The sequence below is a fragment of the Streptomyces bugieae genome (genome assembly GCF_036352915.1).
Classification (GTDB): Bacteria; Actinomycetota; Actinomycetes; order Streptomycetales; family Streptomycetaceae; genus Streptomyces; species Streptomyces endophytica.
This window is the reverse complement of record NZ_JAZBJP010000022.1, coordinates 113,758-137,413: the sequence shown is the minus strand read 5'-3', so window position 1 is coordinate 137,413 and position 23,656 is coordinate 113,758. Positions and strand designations below refer to the sequence as shown.

21 protein-coding genes are annotated in these 23,656 nt (G+C 72.6%); 9 read left to right on the top strand and 12 right to left on the bottom strand.

The features are described from left to right. Positions 1–448 precede the first annotated feature (448 nt). On the top strand, positions 449–1,660 hold the full coding sequence (locus V2J85_RS27610) for an amino acid deaminase/aldolase (RefSeq protein WP_261957206.1): 1,212 nt from the start codon (positions 449–451) through the stop codon (positions 1,658–1,660). A gap of 37 nt (positions 1,661–1,697) precedes the next feature. Here V2J85_RS27610 and V2J85_RS27605 read toward each other — a convergent pair whose 3' ends face one another. The 4 genes from V2J85_RS27605 to V2J85_RS27590 form a co-directional block, all read right to left on the bottom strand. Next, positions 1,698–2,966, bottom strand: a complete 1,269-nt coding sequence (locus tag V2J85_RS27605) for an HAD family hydrolase (protein ID WP_261952471.1) — start codon at positions 2,964–2,966, stop codon at positions 1,698–1,700. 112 nt (positions 2,967–3,078) lie between these two features. Beyond that, positions 3,079–3,864, bottom strand: coding sequence for a 3-oxoacyl-ACP reductase (locus V2J85_RS27600; RefSeq protein ID WP_261952470.1), 786 nt, complete (start codon positions 3,862–3,864; stop codon positions 3,079–3,081). After that, positions 3,861–5,240, bottom strand: coding sequence for an aldehyde dehydrogenase family protein (locus V2J85_RS27595; RefSeq protein WP_261952469.1), 1,380 nt, complete (start codon positions 5,238–5,240; stop codon positions 3,861–3,863). Before V2J85_RS27595 ends, V2J85_RS27600 begins: the two co-directional genes overlap by 4 nt. Before the next feature lie 11 nt (positions 5,241–5,251). Beyond that, positions 5,252–6,619, bottom strand: a complete 1,368-nt coding sequence (locus V2J85_RS27590; RefSeq protein WP_261952468.1) for a glutamine synthetase family protein — start codon at positions 6,617–6,619, stop codon at positions 5,252–5,254. Between the two features lie 73 nt (positions 6,620–6,692). On the opposite strand from V2J85_RS27590, the gene V2J85_RS27585 reads away from it, so the two are divergent. The 3 genes from V2J85_RS27585 to V2J85_RS27575 all read left to right on the top strand — a co-directional run bounded on the left by V2J85_RS27585 (position 6,693) and on the right by V2J85_RS27575 (position 9,879). After that, the gene (locus tag V2J85_RS27585; protein WP_261952467.1) at positions 6,693–7,430 is read left to right on the top strand and encodes a FadR/GntR family transcriptional regulator; all 738 of its coding nucleotides are present in this window, start codon (positions 6,693–6,695) and stop codon (positions 7,428–7,430) included. Positions 7,431–7,701: 271 nt separating this feature from the next. Further along, positions 7,702–9,141 carry an amino acid permease gene (locus V2J85_RS27580; protein WP_261957205.1) on the top strand — a complete coding sequence of 480 codons (1,440 nt, stop codon included), beginning with the start codon at positions 7,702–7,704 and terminating at the stop codon, positions 9,139–9,141. 39 nt (positions 9,142–9,180) lie between these two features. After that, positions 9,181–9,879, top strand: coding sequence for a gamma-glutamyl-gamma-aminobutyrate hydrolase family protein (locus V2J85_RS27575; RefSeq protein WP_261952466.1), 699 nt, complete (start codon positions 9,181–9,183; stop codon positions 9,877–9,879). Between the two features lie 9 nt (positions 9,880–9,888). Here V2J85_RS27575 and V2J85_RS27570 read toward each other — a convergent pair whose 3' ends face one another. Both V2J85_RS27570 and V2J85_RS27565 read right to left on the bottom strand, forming a co-directional pair. Further along, positions 9,889–10,239, bottom strand: a complete 351-nt coding sequence (locus V2J85_RS27570; protein WP_330823065.1) for an SH3 domain-containing protein — start codon at positions 10,237–10,239, stop codon at positions 9,889–9,891. A gap of 36 nt (positions 10,240–10,275) precedes the next feature. Beyond that, positions 10,276–10,932 carry a helix-turn-helix transcriptional regulator gene (locus V2J85_RS27565; protein ID WP_330823064.1) on the bottom strand — a complete coding sequence of 219 codons (657 nt, stop codon included), beginning with the start codon at positions 10,930–10,932 and terminating at the stop codon, positions 10,276–10,278. Between the two features lie 102 nt (positions 10,933–11,034). On the opposite strand from V2J85_RS27565, the gene V2J85_RS27560 reads away from it, so the two are divergent. Continuing rightward, on the top strand, positions 11,035–12,156 hold the full coding sequence (locus tag V2J85_RS27560; protein ID WP_261952463.1) for an aryl-sulfate sulfotransferase: 1,122 nt from the start codon (positions 11,035–11,037) through the stop codon (positions 12,154–12,156). A gap of 3 nt (positions 12,157–12,159) precedes the next feature. Continuing rightward, on the top strand, positions 12,160–13,467 hold the full coding sequence (locus V2J85_RS27555; RefSeq protein ID WP_330823063.1) for a uracil-xanthine permease family protein: 1,308 nt from the start codon (positions 12,160–12,162) through the stop codon (positions 13,465–13,467). Here the strand turns inward: V2J85_RS27555 and V2J85_RS27550 are convergent. Beyond that, entirely contained in the window at positions 13,434–14,390 is a 957-nt protein-coding gene (locus V2J85_RS27550; RefSeq protein ID WP_261952461.1) for a LysR family transcriptional regulator, read from the bottom strand. The two genes, V2J85_RS27555 and V2J85_RS27550, sit on opposite strands and share 34 nt — an antisense overlap. 86 nt (positions 14,391–14,476) lie before the next feature. On the opposite strand from V2J85_RS27550, the gene V2J85_RS27545 reads away from it, so the two are divergent. Beyond that, on the top strand, positions 14,477–15,619 hold the full coding sequence (locus V2J85_RS27545) for a TDT family transporter (protein ID WP_330823062.1): 1,143 nt from the start codon (positions 14,477–14,479) through the stop codon (positions 15,617–15,619). Between the two features lie 18 nt (positions 15,620–15,637). On the opposite strand, the gene V2J85_RS27540 is transcribed toward V2J85_RS27545, so the two are convergent. The 4 genes from V2J85_RS27540 to V2J85_RS27525 all read right to left on the bottom strand — a co-directional run bounded on the left by V2J85_RS27540 (position 15,638) and on the right by V2J85_RS27525 (position 20,820). Further along, positions 15,638–16,360 carry a helical backbone metal receptor gene (locus tag V2J85_RS27540; RefSeq protein WP_261952459.1) on the bottom strand — a complete coding sequence of 241 codons (723 nt, stop codon included), beginning with the start codon at positions 16,358–16,360 and terminating at the stop codon, positions 15,638–15,640. A gap of 46 nt (positions 16,361–16,406) precedes the next feature. Continuing rightward, a complete protein-coding gene (locus V2J85_RS27535) occupies positions 16,407–16,835 on the bottom strand; it encodes a hypothetical protein (RefSeq protein ID WP_261952458.1) in 429 nt (142 codons plus the stop codon). A 135-nt stretch (positions 16,836–16,970) separates the two neighbouring features. Continuing rightward, positions 16,971–19,568, bottom strand: coding sequence for an ABC transporter permease/substrate binding protein (locus V2J85_RS27530; RefSeq protein ID WP_330823061.1), 2,598 nt, complete (start codon positions 19,566–19,568; stop codon positions 16,971–16,973). Then, positions 19,561–20,820: a quaternary amine ABC transporter ATP-binding protein gene (locus V2J85_RS27525; protein WP_330823060.1), complete on the bottom strand. Its 1,260-nt coding sequence runs from the start codon at positions 20,818–20,820 to the stop codon at positions 19,561–19,563. The genes V2J85_RS27530 and V2J85_RS27525 overlap by 8 nt, the downstream gene beginning before the upstream one ends. A gap of 228 nt (positions 20,821–21,048) precedes the next feature. Between V2J85_RS27525 and V2J85_RS27520 the strand changes: the two genes are divergently transcribed. Further along, on the top strand, positions 21,049–21,963 hold the full coding sequence (locus V2J85_RS27520; protein WP_330823069.1) for a 5'-3' exonuclease: 915 nt from the start codon (positions 21,049–21,051) through the stop codon (positions 21,961–21,963). Between the two features lie 83 nt (positions 21,964–22,046). Beyond that, positions 22,047–22,904: a siderophore-interacting protein gene (locus tag V2J85_RS27515; RefSeq protein WP_261952455.1), complete on the top strand. Its 858-nt coding sequence runs from the start codon at positions 22,047–22,049 to the stop codon at positions 22,902–22,904. A 100-nt stretch (positions 22,905–23,004) separates the two neighbouring features. Here the strand turns inward: V2J85_RS27515 and V2J85_RS27510 are convergent, their stop codons facing one another. Then, on the bottom strand, positions 23,005–23,640 hold the full coding sequence (locus V2J85_RS27510; RefSeq protein WP_330823068.1) for a MerR family transcriptional regulator: 636 nt from the start codon (positions 23,638–23,640) through the stop codon (positions 23,005–23,007). Positions 23,641–23,656 lie beyond the last annotated feature (16 nt).

Sequence of the window (23,656 nt, the reverse complement as noted above, 5' to 3'; positions counted from 1 at the left end):
CGGGGGCGCCTGCGGGGGGACGGGCGGGTCGGCCGGGGACTGGCGGCGCAGGACGGTCGTGCGCGGGTCGTCGTCCGGCTCCGGTGTCGCGGCCGCCGCGGGCTGCCCGGGCGGCCGCGGGGGTATGGGCGGGACGTGCCGCGGATCGGCGAAATCTGCGTCGGTGCTCACCCGCGCTCCCCCTTGCGCCGTGGCCCCCGACCCCCGATCCGCAATCGGGGCAGGGGGGTTGCTATCCGGACAACACGCCGCTGACCTGCTGGTGGCGGTGTCGGGCCACTCTACGGGCTGGCGCCGCCGGTGCTCCAACCCTCCCCGAGCTCTGAAGGTACCCCCGATCGCTGCCGTGTCCGCTCTGTCGGGATCTCACCCCTTACCCGGCGAGGGGGTGCCTCTCACACCCTTTTGGCGGTGGGGGGCGGTCTGGCAGGCTGCGGCCATGTCCCAGCTGACAGCCGATGCGTATGGCGACAAAGCCTCTTATGACCGGGCAACCGCCCATCTCGACGCGCCGCTGGCCGTCGTCGACCTGCGGGCGTTCGACGCCAACGCGGCCGATCTGGTGCGCCGCGCGAAGGGGAAGCCGATCCGGGTGGCGAGCAAGTCGGTGCGCTGCCGGGCCCTGCTGGAGCGGGTGCTGGCGCGGGACGGCTTCGCCGGGATCATGAGCTTCACGCTGGCCGAGTCGCTGTGGCTGGCGCGCTCGGGCTTCGAGGACGTCCTGCTCGCGTACCCGTCGGCGGACCGGGCGGGGTTCGCCGAGCTGACCGCGGATCCGAAGCTCGCGGCCGCGGTGACGGTGATGGTCGACGATCCGGCGCAGCTGGCGCTGATCGACGCGGCCCGGCCCGCGGGGCGCGGCGGCGAGGAGGTCCGGGTGTGCCTGGAGCTGGACACCTCGTACCGGCTGCTGGGCGGGAAGGTGCGCTTCGGTGCCCGGCGGTCGCCGCTGCGGGAGCCGTCCCAACTGGCCGCGCTGGCCCGGACGGTGGCGCGCCGCCCCGGTTTCCGGCTGGTGGGGCTGATGGCGTACGAGGGGCATGTGGCGGGGGTGGGCGACGAGGTCGACGGCAAGCCGGTGTTCTCGCGCACGGTCCGGATGATGCAGGCGGCGGCGCGCAAGGAGCTGGCGCAGCGGCGCTGGGAGGCCGTACGGGCGGTGCGGGCGGTGGCGCCGCGGCTGGAGTTCGTCAACGGCGGCGGGACCGGCAGCGTGCAGCACACGGCCGCGGAGGCGGCGGTCACCGAGGTCGCGGCGGGTTCCGGGCTGTACGTGCCGCGGCTGTTCGACAACTTCCGCTCGTTCAGCGGGCGTCCGGCGGCGCTGTTCGCCCAGCCGGTGGTGCGCCGGCCGGGGCCCGGTGTGGTGACGGTGCTGGGCGGCGGCTATCCGGCGTCGGGGGTGGCGGGCGCGGACCGGCTGCCGGTGCCGTATCTGCCGGCCGGGCTGCGCTACGACCCGCAGGAGGGGCCGGGCGAGGTGCAGACGCCGCTGCTGGGGGCGGCCGCGGACGGGCTGGCGATCGGCGACAAGGTGTGGTTCCGGCACGCCAAGGCCGGGGAGATGTGCGAGCGGTTCGACGCGCTGCAACTGGTCGACGGGGACCGGGTGGTGGACACCGTGCCGACGTACCGCGGGGAGGGCCGCACCTTCCTCTGAGCGGTGCGGCCCTCCCGTTGCGGTGACGTCCGCCGGGTCAGTACACGGTGTCCTTCTGGTCCGGGATCACCGAGCCGTCGGCGCGGTGGATCGGGCCGAGGGTGCCGTCCGGCCGGGTGTAGCCGGCGCTCGCGCAGGGGTACGGGTCGGCCTTGCGCGGCTTGGGCTCGATGAACATCGGGTTGACGATCCAGCGGTGGTCCGCGTTGTCGTACGCCCGGCACATCAGCTCGGTCTTGTTGCGGTTGATGGCCAGGTGACCGGCGGTGGCGTCGCCGACGAAGGTCACGTCGGTCTCGGCGTCACCGGCCGAGAAGGCGGGGCGGTGCGCCCGGTCCTGCTGCTGCCAGGCCTTGGCGCCCTTGACGTGGAAGATCTCCTGGTTGATCCAGCAGCGCTTGCCGTCCATGTACGTCAGGACCTCGCCGTGGGTGTCCTTGACGTCGCCGCAGCCCTGCACGCCGGTGGTGAGCTTGCCGTCGCGGACGAGGTTGCGGATGCCGATGGTGTGGGCGCGGTCGATGCCCACTCCGGGGGCCCAGGCGCGGACCAGCGGCTCGGCGGAGGCGGAGACGATGTAGACGTCGAAGCCGGCCTTCTGGAGGGTGCCGATGAGGTCGCGCTGCTGGTCGTAGTAGCGGACGTAGCCGGCCCACTTGTGCGTGCCGACCGTCTGCTCCGTGCCGATCGGCGCGGCGAGGTTCTCCTTGCGCGCCTCGGCGGCGTACGAGGTCAGGGCCTGCGGAGTGTGCCCGGCGAAGAGCTGGGTGATCCAGACGTACGAGGGGACCGTGCGCCGGTGGTTCCACTCCCCCGCGAACGCCTCCTTGCCGCCGGAGGTCTTCTCGTCGCTGTAGACGTCGAGTATCTCGTCGGTGCAGTCGGTGTCGGTCGACGTGGGCAGCGGGTGGCCGGCGGGCACGGAGGTGCCGCAGGCCTTGGTGAGCGCGTCGGCGGCGTCGTCGGTCAGCCACTTGTTCGTGGCCTTCCAACTGGCCGGGCGCAGCACCTTGTCGTGGCGGAGCATCCAGGCCAGCGTGGCGTCGGAGATGTCGTTCTTGACGACGGTGTTGTCCCAGTCGAAGGTCGCGACCGGCCGCGCTCCGCCGGCTCCCGAGCAGCTGCCGCGCTCGTCGATCATCTTCTGCAACTTGGCGCGGTTGTCGCCGTACCAGCCCTTGGAGACCTGGAGGGTGGGACAGCGGTGCGGGGTCGGCGCTGCCGTGGCCGTCTGGGCGACCGCGACGCCGCCTCCGACGACCGCGAGGGCAGCACCGGCTGCCAGCCAGCGACGCTTGGTGAGCATGGACGTAACTCCTGTCGAACGAAGGATCGAAGGCGGACGCTAGCGTACGGCGGCCGGACGTCGCACGACATCCGGCCGCCGCGGCGCTTACGCGGAGGTGAACAACGAACGATCACACCGGCGTGACGTACGCCCCCGCGATCCCTCCGTCGACCAGGAATTCGGCCGCGTTGACGAATGACGAGTCGTCACTGGCCAGGAAGGCGACCGCGGATGCGATCTCCTCGGGCTCGGCGAACCGGCCGACCGGGACGTGCACCAGGCGGCGCGCGGCGCGCTCCGGGTCCTTGGCGAACAGCTCCTTGAGCAGCGGGGTGTTGACCGGCCCGGGGCACAGGGCGTTGACCCGGATGCCCTCGCGGGCGAACTGCACGCCCAGTTCGCGGGACATCGACAGCACGCCGCCCTTGGAGGCGGTGTAGCTGATCTGGGAGGTGGCCGCGCCCATGACGGCCACGAAGGAGGCGGTGTTGATGATGGAACCCTTGCCCTGCCGCTGCATGTAGGGCAGGGCGTGCTTGCAGCAGAGGTAGACCGAGGTGAGGTTGACCTCCTGGACGCGCTTCCAGGCGTCCAGGCCGGTGGTGAGGATGGAGTCGTCGTCGGGCGGCGAGATGCCGGCGTTGTTGAAGGCGATGTCGACCGAACCGTAGGTGTCGAAGGCGGTCTTGTAGAGCGCCTCGACCTGCTCGGAGTCGGTCACGTCGACCTGGACGAAGATGCCGCCGACCTCTTCGGCGGCGGCCTTGCCGGCCGCCTCGTCGATGTCGGCGCAGACGACGTGGGCGCCTTCGGAGGCCAGTCGGCGGGCGGTGGCCAGCCCGATGCCGCTGCCGGCTCCGGTGATCACGGCGGTACGGCCGACGAGGCGGCGGCACACTGCGGTCTGGTCGGTCACTTGCTCTCCTCGGTGCTGATGAAGATGTTCTTGGTCTCGGTGAAGGCGGTGAGCGCGTCCGGGCCGAGCTCGCGGCCGAGGCCGGACTGCTTGAACCCGCCGAAGGGGGTCCAATAGCGCACGCTGCTGTGGGAGTTGACGGAGAGGTTGCCGGCCGCGACGGCCCGCGAGACGCGCAGCGCCCGGCCGACGTCGCGGGTCCACAGGGAGCCGGAGAGGCCGTAGTCGGTGGCGTTGGCGATCCGGACCGCGTCGGCCTCGTCCTCGAAGGGGATGGCGACCGCGACCGGGCCGAAGATCTCCTCGACGGCGGTACGGTCCCCGGGGCGGCCCTCCAGGACGGTGGCCGGGTACCAGAAGCCCTTGCCCGCGGGGGCCTCGCCGCGGATGGCGGCCGGGGCGTCCTCGGGGACGTAGGACCGTACGCGCTCGCGCTGGGCGGCGGAGATCAGCGGGCCCATCTTGGTGGCCGGGTCGGCCGGGTCGCCGACGGTGAACGCCTTGACCGCGGGCTCCAGGAGTTCCAGGAAGCGGTCGTAGACGCTCCGCTGGACGAGGATGCGGCTGCGGGCGCAGCAGTCCTGGCCGGTGTTGTCGAGGAAGGAGCCGGGGGCGGCGGCCGCGGCGGCCTCGAGGTCGGCGTCGGCGAAGACGATGTTGGGGCTCTTGCCGCCGAGTTCGAGGGTGAGCCGCTTGGTCTGCGCGGCGCAGCGGGCGGCGATCTGCCGGCCGGTGGCGGTGGAGCCGGTGAAGACGACCTTGGCGACGCCGGGGTGGTCGACGAGTGCGGTGCCGGTGACCGGGCCCTCGCCGGGCAGGACCTGGAAGAGGTTCTCGGGGAGTCCGGCCTCCAGGGCGAGCGCGGCGAGCCTGAGCGCGGTGAGCGGGGTGGTCTCGGCGGGCTTCAGCAGCACCGCGTTGCCGGCCGCGAGGGCGGGGGCGGTGCCCCAGGCGGCGATCGGCATCGGGAAGTTCCAGGGGGCGATCACGGCGACCACGCCGAGCGGTTCCTGGACGGTGATGTTGAGGCCGCCGGCGACCGGGATCTGGGTGCCGGTGAGCCGCTCCACTCCCCCGGCGGCGTAGTGCAGCAGGTCGCGGACGTTGCCCGCCTCCCACTGCGCGTTGCCCAGGGGGTGGCCGGCCTCCTTCAGCTCCAGTTCCGCGAGCTCGGGAAGGTGGGCGTCGACGACGTCGGCGAAGCGGCGCAGGAGGCGGGCGCGGTCGCCGGGGGCCACCGCGGCCCAGGCCTCCTGGGCGCCGGCTGCCCGGCGGACCGCGGCGTCGACCTCTTCCGGGGAGGTGGTGGGGACGGTGGCCACCACTTCCTCGGTGGCCGGGTTGAGGATCTTCAGCTCGTGCGAACCATTGGACACAGCGTGGTTCCTTACATGCGCTCGAAGGAGCGGAAGCGCTCCCAGTCCGTGACGGCGGCGTCGTAGGCGTCCTGTTCGACGCGGGCCATGTGGCGGTAATGCGCGACGACCTCGTCGCCGAAGGCCTCCCGGGCGATCGGGCTGTGCTCCCACAGCTCGGCGGCCTCGCGCAGGGTGGTGGGGACGTGCGCGGCGTCGCCGGTGTAGGCGTTGCCGGTGGTGGCGTCGGGGAGCTCCAGCTCGTGCTCGATGCCGTAGAGACCGGCCGCGACCATGCCGGCGACCGCGAGGTAGGGGTTGACGTCACCGCCGGGGAGGCGGTTCTCCAGGCGGTGGGCGCGGCCGTGGCCGACGACGCGCAGCGCGCAGGTGCGGTTGTCCGGGCCCCAGGCGACGGCGGTGGGCGCGAAGGAGCCGGGGCGGAAGCGCTTGTAGGAGTTGATGTTGGGGGCGTAGAGGAGCGTGAAGTCGCGCATCGCGGCGAGCTGGCCGGCGAGGAAGTGGCGCATGGTCTGCGACATGCCGTACGGGCCGCTGTCGTCGGCGAGGACCGGCTGTCCCTGCTCGTCCTGGAGCGAGAGGTGGATGTGACAGGAGTTGCCCTCGCGCTCGTCGTACTTCGCCATGAAGGTGAGCGCCATGCCCTCCTGGGCGGCGATCTCCTTGGCGCCGGTCTTGTAGATCGAGTGCTGGTCGCAGGTGGTGAGCGCCTCGTCGTAGACGAACACGATCTCGTGCTGGCCGAGGTTGCACTCGCCCTTGGCGGACTCGACGGTCATCCCGGCGGCGCCCATCTCGTTGCGGATGCGCCGCAGCACGGGCTCGACCCGGCCGGTGCCGAGGACGGAGTAGTCGCCGTTCCACTGGTTGGCGGGGTTCATGTCGCGGTAGCCGCGTGACCAGGCGTCCTCGTAGGAGTCCTTGAAGAGCATGAACTCCAGCTCGGTCCCGGCGAAGGCGCGCCAACCGCGAGCGGCGAGGCGGTCCAGCTGGCGACGGAGGATCTGCCGGGGTGAGGCGACGACCGGGGAGCCGTCGTGCCAGGCGAGGTCGGCGGTGATCAGGGCGGTGCCGGGGTTCCAGGGGGTGCGGCGCAGGGTGCCGGTGTCGCCGTGCATGGCGAAGTCGCCGTAGCCGCGTTCCCAGGAGGACATCGCGTAGCCGTCGACGGTGTTGAGGTCGACGTCGACGGCGAGGAGGTAGTTGCAGCCCTCCGTGCCGTGTTCGAGGACGGTGTCGAGGAAGTATCGGGCCGCGAACCGCTTGCCCTGGAGCCTGCCTTGCATATCGGTGAAGGCGAGGACGACAGTGTCGATCTCCCCGGCGTCGACGAGGACCCTGAGCTCCTCGACGGAGAGCGGGGGCGTGCGGTCTGCCACGGTATTGCCTCCTGTCACTGCATCCGGAGGTCATAAGGTAGGCACACGAACCATTGATTGGGAAGAGGTGGCGATGGACGGGACGGACGACCGGCTGGCGCCGGTGCTGCGGCCGGTGCGCGCCGGCAACGGCTTCGAGGAGGCGCTGGAGCAGATACTCCAGATCGTCCGGCTCGGCCTGGTCCCGCAGGGCGAACGGCTGCCCGCGGAACGGGAGTTGGCCGAGCGGCTGCAGATCAGCCGGGTCACCCTGCGCGAGGTGCTCAAGGTGCTCCAGGACGAGGGCCTGGTGGAGAGCCGGCGCGGCCGGTACGGCGGCACGTTCGTCCGGGTGCGCACCGAGAACCACGGCGAGGCCGAGCTGCGCCGCCGGATCGAGAAGATCGACGTCGAGGACACCCTGCGGTTCCGGGAGGTGCTGGAGGTGGGCGCGGCCGGGCTGTGCGCGGCCCACGGGCTGGCCGACGAGCAGGCCGGACGGCTGCGCGAGGCGCTGGCCGCGACGCAGGACGCGCCGCTCGCCGACTACCGCCGGCGCGACACCCTCTTCCACCTCACCCTCGCCGAGCTGTCCGGCTCGCCGTCGCTGGCCGCGCAGTACGCCGCCGTCCGGGCGACCGTCAACGACCTGCTGGACTGCATCCCGCTGCTGGTGCGCAACCTGGAGCATTCGCAGACCCAGCACGCGGCGCTGGTGGAGGCGGTACTGGAGGGGGACGCGGACGGGGCGCGCGAGGTGATGCGGGAGCACTGCTGCGGGACCGCGGCGCTGCTGCGCGGCTTCCTTGCGGGGGGTTTGCGCCACCCGTGAGGTTCTCGAAACCCGCCCGTTACGAGATTTTCCCGCCGGGGTCTTGCGCTCAGCCGACCTGAAGACAAAGGTATCGCCCCATACCTTTATTGCGGGGCTGGTAGCGGTTCGCCGACGGCCGTACCCGCCGCGGATCATCGAGGCCCTCGGAGGCGTGGTGTCCATCAACGAGCACGCGACGAACGCAGACCAGGAACAGCAACCCCCTCAGCGCTCCAGCGACGAACAGCGCCTCCACGAGCTCGGATACGCCCAGGAGCTGGCCCGCTCGATGTCGGCGTTCTCGAACTTCGCCGTCTCTTTCACGATCATCTCGGTCCTCTCCGGCTGTCTGACGCTGTACGGCTTCGGCATGAACACGGGAGGGCCCGCCCTGATCACCTGGGGCTGGCCGCTGGTCGGCCTCATGACGCTGTTCGTGGGCCTGGCGATGGCCGAGGTCTGTTCCAGCTACCCGACGGCGGGCGGCCTGTACTACTGGGCGGCGAAGCTGGCCCCCTCGCACGGCCCGGCGTGGTCCTGGTTCACCGGCTGGTTCAACTTCCTCGGCCAGGTCGCGGTGACCGCGGGGGTCGACTTCGGTGCCGCATCCTTCACGAACGCGCTGCTGGACCTGCAGTTCGGCTTCACCGCCACCCCGGCGCACACGATCATGCTGTTCGGCATCGTGCTGCTGGTCCACGGCCTGCTGAACACCTTCGGCGTGAAGCTGGCCTCCCTCCTCAGCAACGTCAGCGTGTGGTGGCACATCCTCGGCGTACTGGCCATCGTGGGCGCCCTGGTCGTGGTGCCCTCGAAGCACCAGTCCGCCTCCTTCGTCTTCACCCACTTCACCAACAACACCGGCTGGCACTCCAGCCTCTACGTCGGACTGCTGGGACTGCTGCTCGCGCAGTACACCTTCACCGGCTACGACGCCTCGGCGCACATGACCGAGGAGACGCACGACGCGGCCAAGGCCGGCCCCCGCGGCATCGTGATGTCGATCCTGGTCTCCCTGGTCGCCGGCTGGGTGCTGCTGGTCGGCATCACCTTCGCCATCCAGGACTACGACGGCGCACTGGCCAGCAAGACCGGTGTGCCCCCGGCGCAGATCTTCATCGACGCGCTGGGCGCCACCGGCGGCAAGCTGCTCCTCCTGATCGCCATCGGCGCCCAGTTCTTCTGCGGCATGTCGTCGGTCACCGCCAACTCGCGCATGATCTACGCCTTCTCGCGGGACGGCGCGCTGCCCGGCTCGCAGCTGTGGCACCGCATCAACAAGCGGACGAAGACCCCGACCAACGCGGTGTGGCTGGCCGCCGGCGGCGCCTTCGTGCTGGGGCTGCCGTACCTGTGGAACGCCACGGCGTACGCGGCCGTCACCTCGATCGCCGTGATCGGCCTCTACATCGCCTACGTCCTGCCGGTCATCCTCCGCCTGCTGCAGGGCGACCGCTTCCAGCGCGGGCCCTGGCACCTGGGCCGCTGGAGCAAGCCCGTCGGCGTCATCGCCGTCGGCTGGACGCTGGTCATCTCCGTCCTCTTCATGCTCCCGACCACCAGCCCGGTGACGGCGGAGACCTTCAACTACACCCCGCTGGCCGTGCTCCTGGTCCTCGGCTTCGCCGGCACCTGGTGGCTGGTGTCGGCCCGCAAGTGGTTCACCGGCCCGAAGGTCCAGGGCACGGCGGAGGAACTGGCCGCCATCGAGAACGAACTGGAATTCTGACGGCCGAGCCGGAACGCACCAGCACCCATCGGAGGATCCGTGTCCCAGCCCCTCATCGGCATCAGCACCTACCAGCAGGAGGCCAGGTGGGGGGTGTGGACGCTGCCGGCCGCGCTGGTGCCCGCCGGGTACCCGCGGCTGGTGCAGCGCTCGGGCGGGCTGGCCGCGCTGCTGCCGCCGGGTGATCCGGCGACCGCGGCCGCGACCGTGGCCCGGCTGGACGGACTGGTGATCGCCGGCGGTGCGGACGTGCAGCCGGCGCGGTACGGCGCGGAGCCCGACCCGCGCACCGGGCCGCCCTCGCTCGACCGGGACGCCTGGGAACTGGCCCTGATCGAGGCGGCGTTGGCGGCCGGGGTGCCGCTGCTGGGGATCTGCCGCGGGCTGCAGCTGCTGAACGTGGCGCTGGGCGGCACGCTCGTCCAGCACCTCGACGGGCACGCCGGGCCGCCCGGGGTCTTCGAGAAGCACGAGATCACGCCGGTCCCCGGCACGCTGCTGGCCCGGGCGCTGCCCGAGCCGGTCTCCGTGCCGACCTACCACCACCAGGCCGTGGACCGGCTCGGGCGCGGGCTGCTGGTCTCGGCGCACGCGGCGGACGGCACCGTGGAGGCGCTGGAGCTGCCGGACGGGCCGGGCTTCGCGCTGGCGGTGCAGTGGCACCCGGAGGCGGGGGACGACCCGCGTGTCATGGACGCCTTGGTGGCGGCGGCACGCGGGACGTCCCCCCGGGAGTGACCGGCCGCGTCAGACCTCCCTGGTCCCGCAGGCGGCGGGGATCCAGCCGGTGTTGCCGCGGAACGTGATCTTGAGCCAGTCGTTGCCCGAGCGGCCGCAGAGGCTGTAGCTCTGGCCCGTGCCCCGGCCGGTGATGCAGGTGGTCGCGCCCTTGGTGAAGAGCCCCACGGCGGTGCTGTTCAGCTTCCGCTCCTTGCGGATCTTCACGTTCTCCTGGCCCTCCGCGTTGACGCACGCGGCCCGCGCGGTGGCGGTGGCGGGCGCCTTGGCGGGTGTGGCGGCGGTGGCGATCCCGCTGGTCAGTGCGGTGCCGAGCGCGGCCACGGCGATGACGGCGGGAGCCGTCAGCTTCAGCCTCATATGTCCCCCTCAAGATCGATGAAGCGTTCGCACAGATTATCGATGCGGAAAGTCGTCCGCCACCCCGACCAGGAGGACCCGGGTGCCGGAAGTCAGCGCGCGCCAGCGGTGGGTGACCCCGCCGGAGCAGTAGAGGGTGTCGCCGGGGCCGAGTTCATAGGCCTCGCCGGCCGCCTCGGCCTCCACCGCGCCCTCGACGACGTACATCAACTCGTCGTGCGGGTGCCGGAATTCGCGCTGCCAGTCGTGCCGGCCGGTGAACTCCAGGGCGTGCAGCTGCTGCCGGCCGCGGACCAGCGGGCGCACCCGGCCCGGACCGCCGGCCCCGCGCTCGCCACCGCCCCGGTCACCGCCGCCCGCTTCGTCGCCGCCGCCCTCGTCGCCGGCCCCCTCGTCGCCGGCCTCGGGCACCGCCGCGGAGCCGGCCCGGACCACGTCGACGGTGCGCGGGCCGTCGGCGGCGGCCAGCAGCCGGACCGCGGTGGTGTCCAGCGCGTCGGCGATCAGCTGCAGCGAGCGCATGCTGGGGCGGGCCCGGTCGTTCTCGACCTGGCTGAGGAAGGGCGCCGACAGCCCCGTCCGGCGGGCGAGTTCGGCCAGCGTCAGCTCGCGGGCCCGGCGTCGCCGCCGTACCCCCGCCCCCACCCTCGGCGCCTCCGCACCGCCCTGCCCGCCGTCCGTCGGCCCGCCCATCCGCCACTCCTTATCGCCGCGTTCACAGCCCTGCAACAGACCGCCCCTAGCGTCTACGCTGTTTGATCCCATCAAACAAAGTTTGACAAGGGGAATTTCTTCATGACCACGGTCGATCAAAACACACGCCGCCGCCGCGGCACCGGCCTGATCGCGCTCGACGCCCGTGCCGCCCACGACGGCTACACCCTCTACGCCCCGCTGACCGGCGGCGGGGAGGTGCTGCTCATCGATCTGCACGGCACCGTGGTGCACCGCTGGCAGCTGCCGCACCGCCCGGGACGGCACGCCCGCATCCTGCCGAACGGCAACCTCGCCTACAACGCCACCCTGCCGGACCAGGACGCGCTGTTCCCGATGTGGCACAAGTACCGCGGCGGGCTGATGCAGGAGATCGCCCCGGACGGCACCGTGCTGCGGGAGTTCACCGACCCGCTGCAGCACCACGACGCCCACCACCACGGCGACGGACGGATCCTGTACACCGCGCTCGAACCGCTCACCGGCGACCGGGCCGCGGCGGTGCGCGGCGGCGTCCCCGGCTCCGAACCGGGCGGAACCGTCTGGGCCGACACCATCCGGGAGGTCGACGCCGAGGGCCGGCCGCTGTGGTCCTGGCGGGTGGCCGACCACCTCGACCGGGACGCGTACGCACTGCACCCGGACTACTCGCGCGAACACTGGCCGCTGATCAACTCGGTGTACCCGCTCGCCGACGGGAACGTCCTCGCCAGCCTGCGCAGCGTCTCCGCGGTCGTGGTGATCAGCCGCGCGACGGGCGAGATCCTCTGGCGCACCGAACCCGGTCTGGTCTCCCAGCAGCACCACCCCACCGAGCTGCCGAACGGCAACTTCCTGATCTTCGACAACGGCGTCTTCCGCCCCGGGCGGGACGTCCCGTTCTCCCGGGTCATCGAGGTGGAACGGGCGACCGGGAAGATCGTGTGGGAGTACCACGACCCGGCCCGGGAGGCGTTCTTCGCGCCGTTCATGGGCAGCGCCCAGCGGCTGCCGAACGGCAACACCCTGATCACCGACTCGCCCGCCGGCCGGCTCTTCGAGGTGACCGCCGAGGGCCTGCTGTGCTGGGAGTACGTGGTCCCGGAGTTCGGCAGCTACCGCGAGCCGGAGGTCGGTGCGCTCTTCCCGTCACAGAACAACGCGGTCTTCCGCGCCTACCGCTACGACGCCGGCCAACTGCCCTGGCTGAAGCGGCGGGTGTGAGCGATGGCCGCCTCCGCACCGCCCGCCGTCGACGAACGGCTGCCGCTGGTCCGGCTGCTGCCGCTGGCCGCCCAGCACGTCCTGGCGATGATCGCGGCCCCGGTCTCCACGGTCTTCCTGATCGCGACCGGTCTGCGGCTGCCCGCCGACCGCACCGCCGCGCTGCTCAGCGCCACCCTGCTGCTGTGCGGGGCCGGCGCGCTGCTGCAGTCCTTCGGTGTGCTGCGGACCGGGGCCCGGCTGCCGTTCGTGATGCTGCCGGGCGGCGCGGCGGCCGCCCTCTTCCTCCGGACCGCCCAGGAGCACGGCGCGGCCACCGCGTCCGGCTCGGTCCTCCTGGCGGCCGCGCTGCTGCTGGCCGTACTGCCGCTGTACGGGCGGATCGTACGGTTCTTCCCGCCGCTGGTGATGGGCGCGACGGTGCTGGTCATCGGCGTCAACATGATCGACGTGGCGGCGCCGATGGCGGCCGGCGGCACCGGGCTCGCGGTGGTCACGATCGCCGCCACCGCCCTCGGCTTCCTGCTGCTGCGCGGGGTGTGGCGGCAGCTGTCGGTGCTGCTCGGGACGGCCGTGGGGACCCTGGCCGCCGTCCTGACCGGGGCGCCGTTCCACCACGTCCCGGGCGGCGGCGTGCTGGCCCTGCCCCGCCTCTTCCCGTACGGCGCCCCGCACTTCGACCTGCTCGCCGCCCTGCCGCTGATGGTCTTCGCGCTCGCCTCGCTGGCCGAGGCGACCGGGCAGACCCTCCTCAACAGCGAGGCGGTGGGCCGTACGCCCGACCCGGCGCGGGACGTCCCGCGCACCGCCCGCGCGGACGCGGTGACCTCCCTGGGGGCCGGGCTGCTCGGCGGGACCGTGATGGTGACCAGCGCCGAGAACATCGGGATCGTCCAACTCACCGGCGTCCGCAGCCGGTTCGTGACGGCCGGGGCGGGCGGGCTGCTGGTCCTGTGCGGGCTGTGCGCGCCGGTGACCCGGCTGCTGGCGGCGCTGCCCACGCCCGTGGTCGGCGGCGCGTCCCTGGTGATCTACGCGGTCATCGCGGCCATGGGCATCGGCCTGCTGCGCCGCACCGACCTCGCCGGCCGGGGCGCCACCACCGTCGTCGCGCTGACCCTGCTGGCCGGGCTGCTGCCCGTGCTGGCCCCGGAGTGGTACCGGCCGCTGCCCGGCTGGGCCCGGACGCTCTTCGGCAGCGGAGTGCCGGCCGCCGCCCTGACCGCGGTCGTGCTCTCCGCGCTGTTCGCCCGGTGGGGACCGGACCGGTGCCCGGCTCAGGACCCGCCGCGGGTCAGCCCCAGCAGCTGACGGGCCGGGCCGGCGGGCCGCTGCCCGGTCGGCCACACCGCCCGCAGATCACGGCCGAGCCGCAGGTCGCGCACCGGGACCGCCACCAGCCGGCGGGCGGTGAGCTCCTCGCCGACCGCCAGTTCGCTGACCACCGACGGCGCCGCCTCGCTGACCACGGCGGCCTTCAGGGCGGTGGTCGAGGCGAGTTCGAGCAGCGGCTCGGCCAGCCCGCCGTGCCCGGCGAGCGCGGCGTCCAGCACCTGGCGGGTGCCCGAGCCGCGTTCCCGGAGGATCAGCGGGGTCGCGGCCAGCTCGGCGGCGGTCAGTCCGCCGCGCCGCCGGGCCCACGGATGGGACGGGGCGGCGACGACCACCAGCCGGTCGTGCCCGATGACCGCGCCGTCCAGCCCGGCCGGGACGTCCAGCCCCTCGACGAACCCCAGGTCCGCCTCGCCCGCCAGCAGCCGCTCGGCCACCACCGTGGAGTTGCCCGTCAGCAGCGACACCGCGGTGCCGGGCAACTCGGCGCGCAGCGCGATCAGCCAGCCGGGCAGCAGGTACTCGGCGATCGTCATGCTCGCCGCGACCCGCAGCCGGGAATCGCGCCGGCCGCGCAGCGCCTGGGCCCCCGCGTCGAACGCCTCGGCCGCCTCGACGACCCGGCGCGCCCAGTCCGTCACCAGCACCCCGGCCTCGGTCAGCCGCGAACCGCGCGGCGACCGCTCGACCAGCGCCACACCCAACTGCCGCTCCATCGACCGGATCCGGCTGCTGGCCGCCGGCTGGCTGATGCCGCGGGCCCGGGCGGCCCGCCCCAGGCTCCCCAGCCGGGCGACCGCGAGCAGCAGCTCCAGCGCGCCGAGGTCGGGCACCCGGTGCGCCAGCGAGGCGGCCGGGACGTCATTCGTCCCGGCCCCGGAACCGGCCGCCGCGTCACTCATCGCTCCCCCTGCTCATAACCCCAGCTTATGCCCTCATAGACACGACGTCCCTGGTGGCGGCCGCGGCGACCACCGACGCTTCTTCCATGGCAACCCTCGCGCACGCACCTTCCCGCCCCGCCGCCCCACCCCGCCCCTCGGAGCCGGTCCGTCGCTCGGGCCCGTTCCGTCATCTCGGCCCGAACTGGTACGCCACGGTGATGGGCACGGCGATCGTCGCCAACGCCGGCGCGGCCCTGCCGCTCGCCGCCCCGGGGCTGCGCACCGCCTGCCGGTTCGTCTGGGCGCTGTCGGCCCTGCTGCTGGTCACCCTGCTGGCCGCCCGCGCCGTCCACTGGCTCCGCCACACCGACCAGGCCCGCCGGCATCTCCTCGACCCGGCCGTGGCGCCGTTCTACGGGTGCCTGTCGATGGCCCTGCTGGCGGTGGGCGGCGGCACGCTGACGGTGGGCCGGGACGTCATCGGCGGGCCGGCCGCGCTCGCCGCCGACGCCGTGCTGTGGAGCCTGGGCACCCTCGTCGGGGTGGCCGGGGCCGCCGCGATCCCGTACCTGATGGTGACCCGCCACCGCATCGAGCCGGGCAGTGCCACCCCGGTCTGGCTGCTGCCGCTGGTCGCGCCGATGGTCTCGGCGGCCCTCGGCCCGGGGCTGCTGCCCCATCTGCCGGCCGGCCAGTGGCAGCAGGCGATGCTGGTGGCCTGCTACGCGCTGTTCGGGATGTCGCTGCTCGCGACGCTGCTGGTGCTGCCCCTCGTGGTGTCCCGGCTGATCCACCACGGGCCGCTGCCGCTCGCCCTCACCCCCACGCTGTTCCTCGTCCTCGGCCCGCTCGGCCAGTCCACCACCGCGACCGGCAACCTGGCCGACGTGGCGCCGGGCGTCGTCGACGCCCCGACCGCCCATGCCATGGGCGCCTTCGCGGTCCTGTACGGCATCCCGGTGACGGGCTTCGCCCTGCTGTGGCTGGCGCTCGCGAGCGCGCTGGTGGTCCGCGCCGTGCGCAACGGCATGCCGTTCGCGATGACCTGGTGGGGCTTCACCTTCCCGCTCGGCACCTGCGTCACCGGGGCGGCGGGCCTGGCCCGGCACACCGGGCTGACCGCCTTCACCTGGCTGGCCGTGGCCCTCTACGCCCTCCTGGTGGCCGCGGTCGCGGTCGCCGCCGCCCGCACCGCGAGCGGTCTGGCCCACGGCCGGCTGCTCACGCCCCCGCCGCCGGCCCGGTAGCCCGTACCGCCGGACGGCTCAGCGCGCCCCGGCCAGCGCCGTCGCCAGGGCCGCCGGGGCGGTCACCAACGACGGGCCGTACCAGGTGAGATCGCGCCCGCTGACCAGCGCGGCGGGCAGCCCGGGGAACGCCTCGGGCCCGTCGTCGGCGGTGAAGCGGTAGGGCTCGTCGGGCAGCACGACGAGGTCGGCGCCGGCGGCGTTGAGCGCGTCGAGGGCGATCCGCGGATAGCGGTCGGGGTGGCCGGCGTAGCGGTTCCGCACGCCGAGGCGGGCCAGGAGGTCGCCGGCGAAGGTGTCCCGGCCCAGCACCATCCACGGCCGTCGCCAGATGGGCACCACCGCGGTCCGCTCCCCCACCGTGGGCGCCGGGTCCCGCCAGGCGGCCTCGGCGGCGTCCAGCCAGCCGGGCCGGGCCAGTCCGCAGCCGGTGACCAGCACCCGGTGCAGCTCCCGGAACCCCTGCTCCAGCGTCCGCACCTCGGTGACCCAGACGTCCAGCCCGGCGGCGCGCAGGGCGGCCAGATCGGCCGGGCGGTTCTCCTCCTCGTTGGCGAGCACCAGATCGGGCGCCAGCGCGGCGATCCGGGCGGTGTCGGGGTTCTTGGTGCCACCGATCCGCACCACGTCGAGGCCCGCCGGACGGCTGCACCAGTCGGTCGCCCCGACCAGCAGCCCGGGCGCGCTGACGGCCACGGCTTCGGTGAGGGACGGCACCAGGGACACCACACGACGGGTCATGCGCCCAGGCTATGGGTCGGCGGGGTGCGCGCCCCGGGTGGACCGGCTAACGGCGGACGCTGCGCCGCAGCAGATACGCCGCGCCCCCGGCGAGCAGCAGCAGGGCCAGCCCGCCCGCCGCCTGGGTCGCCGTCAGCCCCTCGACCCGCCCGGCCCGTACGGTCACCAGCTCGGTGAACCGCTCGCCGCCCGGCGTGCATTCGATGGTCACCCGGTAGCGTCCCGGGGCCGCGCCGTCGGCCACCCGGGCGTGGCCGGTCAGCCCGTCCGCGCCCGGCCGCAGCGCCACCGGCCCGAACAGCTTGGAGGCGGCCCGGGCGCCGTGCACCGCGCCGCACTCCTGCTCGTCGCTGATCCGCACCCGCTGCCCGGCCACCATCGGGTCCGGGTCGACCTCGGCCGCGGCGGCCGGCGCGGCGACGCCCAGGCCGGCGGCGCCGATCAGTGCGGCGGCGGCGATGTGCGCAGGGTTCACGTCCCCAGCGAACCATCCGGCACCGGGGTCCGCGACGCACCCGCCGCCGGTCAGGTGAACCGGACACGTCGCGGGCCCCGCCGCCCGGCGACTGCCGGGGGACGGGGCCCGCCGCGGTATGGGGAGAAGACCCGCCTACTTCACCGGCGCCATCTTGTCCACAATTCCCGGGTGGTCGTCGATCCACTTCTCGACGCCCTTGTTCTCATTTCCCTTGCCGGCGTCCTGGATGTCCTTCTCCAGGCTGCCGAGTTCCTCGGGGCTCATCTTCCAGTTCTTCAGCCAGCCGGCGAACTCCGGGAATTTCTTCGGGAAGCTCTTGTTGCCCAGCGTCTTGATCTGGTTGTTCGCTCCCCAGGTGCCCTTCGGGTCGGCGAGCTTGGTCAGGTGGTATTTGCTGTACGCCCAGTGCGGCGACCACAGCACCACCGCGATCGGCTCGTGCTTGTGGTAGGCGCGGTCCAGCTCGGCGAGCATGGCGCTGGTACCGGCCGAGGTGACCTCGAAGTCCTGCAGCCCGTACGCCGGTGCCACGGTGTCCTTGAGCCGCTTCATCTCACCCGTGCCGGGCTCGATCCCGATGATTTTGCCCTTGAATTCGTCCTTGTGCTCGCGCAGGTCGTCGAGGGTTTTCACGCCCTTGACGTACGACGGCACGGCGATTTCCAGGGACGTCTTGTCGTACCACGGGCCGACGTCGACGAGATCCTTCTGGTACTTGTCCCAGTACTGCTTCTGCGCCACCGGCAGCCAGCCGTCCGTCTCCACGTCGATCTGGCCGGTGGACAGTCCGGTCCACATCGGTCCGATGTCGAGGTTGCGGATGTTCGGCCGGTAGCCGCGCTTCTCCAGGATGTTCTTCCAGAGGTACGTGGTGGCGATGCCCTCGTCCCACGCCGGGTAGCCGATGTTGGGCGCCTTGCCCGCGTCCTTGCCCTTGGCGTAGGTGGCGTGGGCGGACGGCGCGATCTTCTCGACCAGGCCCGGGTTCTTCTTCAGCCAGCTGCGCACGCCGTCCTGCTCATGGCCCTCGCCGGCGTTCTTGACGTCGTTCTCCAGGCTGGTGAGCTGCTTCTCGTCCAGGTGGAAGTTCTTCATCCACTTGGCGACCTCGGGCTCGTCCTTGGCGAAGCCCTTGCGGCCCAGCAGGTGCAGGCTGTCACCGGAGCCGAACGATCCCTTGGGGTCCTTCAGCTTGGTGAGCGGGTACTTGTCGTACGCCCAGTGCGGCGACCAGAGCGTGACGGCGATCGGCTTCTTCTGGTGGACCGAGCGGTCCAGCTCGGTGAGCATGGACGAGGTGCTGGACTCCTGCACCTTGTACTCACCGCTCAGGCCGTAGTCCTTGAGGACCTTGTCCTTGAGGATCTTCATCTCGCCGGCGCCGGGCTCGATGCCGGTGATCTTGCCGCCGAACTCGCCGGCCTTGCCCTTGAGGTCGTCCAGGGTCTTGACGCCCTTGACGTACGAGGGCACCGCGATCTCCAGCGACGTCTTGTCGTACCAGGCGCCGAGGTCCTCCAGCTGGTCCTTGTACTTCTTCCAGTACGAGGCGTGGGTGGTCGGCAGCCAGGCGTTGGTCTGCACGTCGATGTCCCCGCGGGCCTGCCCGGCGAACAGCGGACCGGCCTCCAGCGCCTGGACCTTGGGCTTGTAGCCGCGCTCCTCCAGGATCTCCTTCCAGAGGTAGGTGGTGGCCTTGCCCTCGTCCCAGTTGACGTAGCCGAGGCTGATCGGACGGCCGTTGCCGCCGCCCTGGGCAGCGTTCTTGCCGAACATGCCCATGCCGCCGGCGATCAGCGCGAGCACGACCACGCCGACCACGGCCACGGACGTGGCGGGCCGCCACTGCAGGAACTTCAGGCTGCCCAGCGACGCCTGGGCCTTGGCCAGCGCACGCCGGCCGAGCGGCGAGACCCGCTGGTTGAGGGCGCCGGTCATCCGGTCCAGGTACATGGCGAGGATGACCACCGCGAGGCCGGCCTCGGCGCCCAGCGCCACGTTGACCGAGCTGATCGCGTTGTAGACGGACGCGCCGAGACCGCCGCCGCCGACCATGCCGGCGATGACGACCATGGACAGCGCGAGCATGATGACCTGGTTGATGCCGGCCATGATGGTGGGCAGCGCGAGCGGCAGCTGGACGCGGAAGAGGGTGCGCCGCGGGTGGGTGCCGAACGCCTCGGCGGCCTCGACCAGTTCCTCGTCGACCTGCCGGATGCCCAGCTCGGTCATGCGGACCGCGGGCGGCATGGAGAAGACGATGGTGGCGACGATGCCGGGGACGACACCGAGGCCGAAGAAGAGGATGCCGGGGATCAGGTAGACCATCGCCGGCATGGTCTGCATCAGGTCCAGGACCGGGCGCAGCGCCCCGCCGACGAGCCGGCTGCGGGCCGCCCAGATGCCGAGCGGCACCGCGACCACGACGGTGATCAGGCAGGCCACCAGGACCAGCGAGAGCGATTCGACGGTCGGGCCCCACTGCTCGACCGAGTCGATCAGGGCGAACCCGAGGAAGGTGAGCACGGCGGCCGGCAGTCCGCGCAGCCACCAGGCGAGCACCGCGAAGATGCCGGCCAGCAGCAGCGGTTCGGGCCCGGCGAGGACCGTGTGGATCGCGTCGTAGAGGCCGTTCAGCACCTTCGTGATGAGGGTGAAGAGCCAGTCGAGGTGGTCGCGCAGCCAGTTGACGGCGTCATTGGCCCAGCTGCCTATCTGGATCCTAGGCACCGGCGATCACCTTGCCCTCGGCGTCGCCGTCACCGGGTTCGTCGTCACCCGTCTCCGCGGCGGTCTTCGTCGTCTCCACAGTGGTCTTCGTCGATTCCGCGGTGGTCTCCGCCGTCTTCGCGAGGGTCTTCACCGCGGGCTGGGCGGGGACGCCGGGAGCCGCCGGCTCCTGCTCCGCGCCCTGTTCGGCGGGCTCGCCGAGCACCGCGAGCAGCCGCTCGGCCGGTACGGCACCGATCACGGCGCCCTTGGCGTCGGTCACCGCCACGGGGACGCTGCTGGCCGAGCAGGGGGTGAACAGCTCCACCAGCGGGGTGTCGACGTCCACGGTGGCGGGCGCCGCGGCGCGGAACTCCGCGGCCGTACCGAGCGTGCCGCCCTCCGGCGTGCTGCCGCCGAGCACCGTGCCGACCTCGGCCATCACCGCGCCGGCGGTCAGCACCCGGCTGCGGTCCACGTCCTGGATGAAGGACGCGACGTAGTCGTTGGCGGGGCGCACGAGGATGTCCTCGGCGCTGCCGGTCTGCACGATCCGGCCGTCCCGCATCACCGCGATCCGGTCGCCGAGGCGCATCGCCTCGTTGAGGTCGTGGGTGATGAAGACGATGGTCTTCTTGAGGGTCTTCTGCAGTTCCAGCAGCTGGTCCTGCATGTCGCGGCGGATCAGCGGGTCCAGCGCGCTGAACGACTCGTCCATCAGCAGCAGGTCGGCGTCGGTGGCCAGCGCCCGGGCCAGGCCCACGCGCTGCTGCATGCCGCCGGACAGCTCGTCGGGCCAGGACTTCTCCCAGCCCTTGAGGCCGGTGAGTTCCAGTGCCTCGGTGGCCCGCCGCTCGCGCTCGGCGCGCGGCACGCCCTGGACCTCCAGCCCGTAGGCGGCGTTCTCCAGGACGCTGCGGTGCGGGAAGAGCGCGAAGTGCTGGAAGACCATGGAGATCTTCCGGGAGCGGACCGCGCGCAGTTCCTTGTCGCTGAGGGAGGTGAGGTCCTGGCCGTCGATCCGCACGCTTCCGGCGGTCGGCTCCAGCAGGCCGTTGAGCATGCGCAGCAGCGTGGACTTGCCGGACCCGGACAGGCCCATGACGACGAAGATCTGCCCCTCGTCCACCTCGATCGACGCATCGATCACGGCGGCGGTGGTGCCTTCGGCCCGCAATTCGTCCCGGCTCGCGCCGGCTTCGAGTCGGCGTACCGCGTCCTCGGGTCGTCTGCCGAACACCTTGTACAGGTGCTCGGCTTGCAGCCTGGACACATATACCTCTCTTGTCGCACGAGAAACGACCTGCCACCCCCGCCGGCAGGTCGTGGTGCGGGACGGGTTCGGCCCGTCGTTAACCGCTGGAAATGTTGAATCTCCACCGGGTCCGCTCCGGCTGCGCGTCTGCCCGCCTTTATGCGGCGCAAACACATCGGTGTGCCAGATCACATCGCGGCGACGATTGGGGCATACGGCATCATGCGGGGTGTGACTCGACGCCTGATGCTCCTCGACACCGCCTCGCTGTACTTCCGCGCCTATTTCGGGGTACCGGAATCGGTCAGGGCCCCGGACGGCACGCCGGTGAACGCGGTGCGCGGTCTGCTGGACTTCATCGCCCGGCTCGTCCAGGACCACCACCCCGACGACCTGGTCGCCTGCATGGACTTCGACTGGCGTCCCCAGTGGCGGGTCGATCTGATCCCCTCCTACAAGGCGCACCGGGTCGCCGAGGAGGCCCCGGCCGGCTCCGCCGAGCCCGACGAGGAGCAGATCCCCGACACCCTCTCCCCCCAGGTCCCCGTCATCGAGGACGTGCTGGACGCGCTCGGCATCGCCCGGATCGGCGCGGCCGGCTACGAGGCCGACGACATCATCGGCACGCTCGCGGCGCGGGCGGCGGGCCCGGTGGACATCGTCACCGGCGACCGGGACCTCTACCAGCTCGTCGACGACCGGCGCGGCATCCGCGTCCTGTACCCCCTCAAGGGCGTCGGCACCCTCCAGGTCACCGACGAGGCGTGGCTGCGCGAGAAGTACGGCGTGGACGGCCCGGGGTACGCCGATCTGGCACTGCTGCGCGGCGACCCCAGCGACGGCCTGCCCGGCGTCCCGGGAATCGGCGAGAAGACCGCGGCGAAGCTGCTGGCCACCTACGGGGACCTCGCCGGGATCATGGCCGCCGCGGAGGACCCCGCCTCGAAGGTGACCCCGGCACAGCGCGCCCGCCTGCTGGAGGCCCGCCCGTACGTCGCGGTCGCCCCGAAGGTGATCAAGGTGGCCGCCGACGTGCCCGTCCCGGACGCGGACCTCGCGCTGCCGGCGGAGCCGGCCGATCCCGAGCGCCTGGAGGCGCTGGCCGCGCAGTGGGGCCTGGGCGGCGCCCTGCAGCGGCTGCTCGTCACGCTCCGCCGGTGAACTACTGTTAGGTTAGGTATACCTAACAAGGCGGGTCCGTTTCTCCGGGCCCGCCGGCCACCACCGCGTCAGGGGAGATTGCCGTGGCAGCGACACGACCGTCCCGCAAGAAGCCCGCACTGCACCGCGCCCGGGTGCGGCGCACCGAGCAGCTCACCCCGCACATGGTCCGGGTGGTGCTGGACGGCGCGGGACTGGCGGAGTTCGCCGCGGGCGAGTACTCCGACCACTACGTCAAGCTGGTCTTCCCGCTCCCCGGCGTGGACTACCCGGAGCCGTTCGACATCGCGCGGATCCGCGCCGAGTTCCCGCGCGACCGCTGGCCCCGGACCCGTACGTACACCGTGCGCGCCTGGGACGCGGAGAGCCGCGAGCTGACCGTGGACTTCGTGGTGCACGGCGACGAGGGCCTGGCGGGCCCCTGGGCGGCGGCCGCGCAACCGGGCGACGAGATCTTCCTGCTCGGCCCCGGCGGCGCCTACACCCCGGACCCGGCGGCCGACTGGCACCTCCTGGCCGGCGACGAGAGCGCACTGCCGGCCATCGCCGCGTCCCTGGCACGGATCCCGGACGGCACCCCGGTGCACGCATTCATCGAGGTCGCCGGGCCCGAGGAGCGCCAGGAGCTGACCGTTCCGGCCGGTGCGCGGATCACCTGGCTGCACCGCGGCGACGCCCCGGTCGGCCGCCAACTGGTCGCCGCGGTACGGGACCTGGCGTTCCCGGCCGGCCGGGTCCAGGCGTTCGTGCACGGCGAGGCGGGCTTCGTGAAGGAGCTGCGCCGGCTGCTCCGCGTCGAGCGCCAGATCCCGCGCGAGGACCTGTCCATCTCCGGCTACTGGCGCACCGGCCACGACGAGGACGGCTGGCAGGCGTCCAAGAGCGACTGGAACCAGCAGGTCGAGGCGGAGCAGGAGACCGCCCCCGCGGCCGCCTCCTGACGCCACGTCAGCCTCTCCGCGCCCCCCCCCGCTCCACCGGCGGGCCCGCGACCGGACGTCCGCCACCGGATCCTCCGCCCCCGGGCCTGCCGACCGCCCCTCAGACCGTCTCCCCGCCCTCGTACCTGCGGGCCGAGGCGTCCACATGCGCCAGCCGGCGCAGCGCGCTCAGGACCGCGTCCCCGACCACGGTCCCCACCACCACGCTCTCCACCAGGCGGTCGACCTCCGCGTTGCGCCCCACCCATGCCAGGTCGGCGTCGGCCACCCGCTCGCAGGCGTCGGCGTAGCCTTCGAGGAGCTCCTCGAAGTCACCGTGGCCGAGGCCCTGGAGGGTGGCCAGCGCGACCGCCAGCGCCTCGACGGACGGGTTCTGCGGGGCGACCCGCCAGCCGCGCCGGCGGATCAGCCCCTCGACCGTGCGCCGCGCCTCCTCGATGCCGTCCGGCGCTGCGGCCTGCGGCGGGGCGATCGCCTCCTGCGCCGCGCCGAGGACCTTGTGTACCGGCTCCTCGGGTGCGTCGACGGCGGCCAGCACCTCCCGCACGGCCGCGACGGACAGCCCGCCGACGTCCATCAGCCCCCGGATCAGCCGCAGTCTGCGGACGTGACCGTCGTCGTAACGGGCCTGATTGGGGCTGGTCAGCCGGCCCGCGGGCAGCAGTCCCTCGCGGACGTAGTACTTGATCGTCGGTATCGCGACCCCGGTCGCACGACTCAGCTCCCCGATGCGCATCCGCACCCGCCGCCCT

Coding starts and splice junctions, on each gene's coding strand:
- V2J85_RS27605 (WP_261952471.1), bottom strand. CDS start 2,966: ATGCTCACCAAGCGTCGCTGGCTGGCAGCCGGTGCTGCCCTCGCGGTC.
- V2J85_RS27585 (WP_261952467.1), top strand. CDS start 6,693: ATGGACGGGACGGACGACCGGCTGGCGCCGGTGCTGCGGCCGGTGCGC.
- V2J85_RS27580 (WP_261957205.1), top strand. CDS start 7,702: ATGTCGGCGTTCTCGAACTTCGCCGTCTCTTTCACGATCATCTCGGTC.
- V2J85_RS27570 (WP_330823065.1), bottom strand. CDS start 10,239: ATGAGGCTGAAGCTGACGGCTCCCGCCGTCATCGCCGTGGCCGCGCTC.
- V2J85_RS27565 (WP_330823064.1), bottom strand. CDS start 10,932: ATGGGCGGGCCGACGGACGGCGGGCAGGGCGGTGCGGAGGCGCCGAGG.
- V2J85_RS27560 (WP_261952463.1), top strand. CDS start 11,035: ATGACCACGGTCGATCAAAACACACGCCGCCGCCGCGGCACCGGCCTG.
- V2J85_RS27555 (WP_330823063.1), top strand. CDS start 12,160: ATGGCCGCCTCCGCACCGCCCGCCGTCGACGAACGGCTGCCGCTGGTC.
- V2J85_RS27550 (WP_261952461.1), bottom strand. CDS start 14,390: ATGAGTGACGCGGCGGCCGGTTCCGGGGCCGGGACGAATGACGTCCCG.
- V2J85_RS27545 (WP_330823062.1), top strand. CDS start 14,477: ATGGCAACCCTCGCGCACGCACCTTCCCGCCCCGCCGCCCCACCCCGC.
- V2J85_RS27540 (WP_261952459.1), bottom strand. CDS start 16,360: ATGACCCGTCGTGTGGTGTCCCTGGTGCCGTCCCTCACCGAAGCCGTG.
- V2J85_RS27520 (WP_330823069.1), top strand. CDS start 21,049: ATGCTCCTCGACACCGCCTCGCTGTACTTCCGCGCCTATTTCGGGGTA.
- V2J85_RS27510 (WP_330823068.1), bottom strand. CDS start 23,640: ATGCGCATCGGGGAGCTGAGTCGTGCGACCGGGGTCGCGATACCGACG.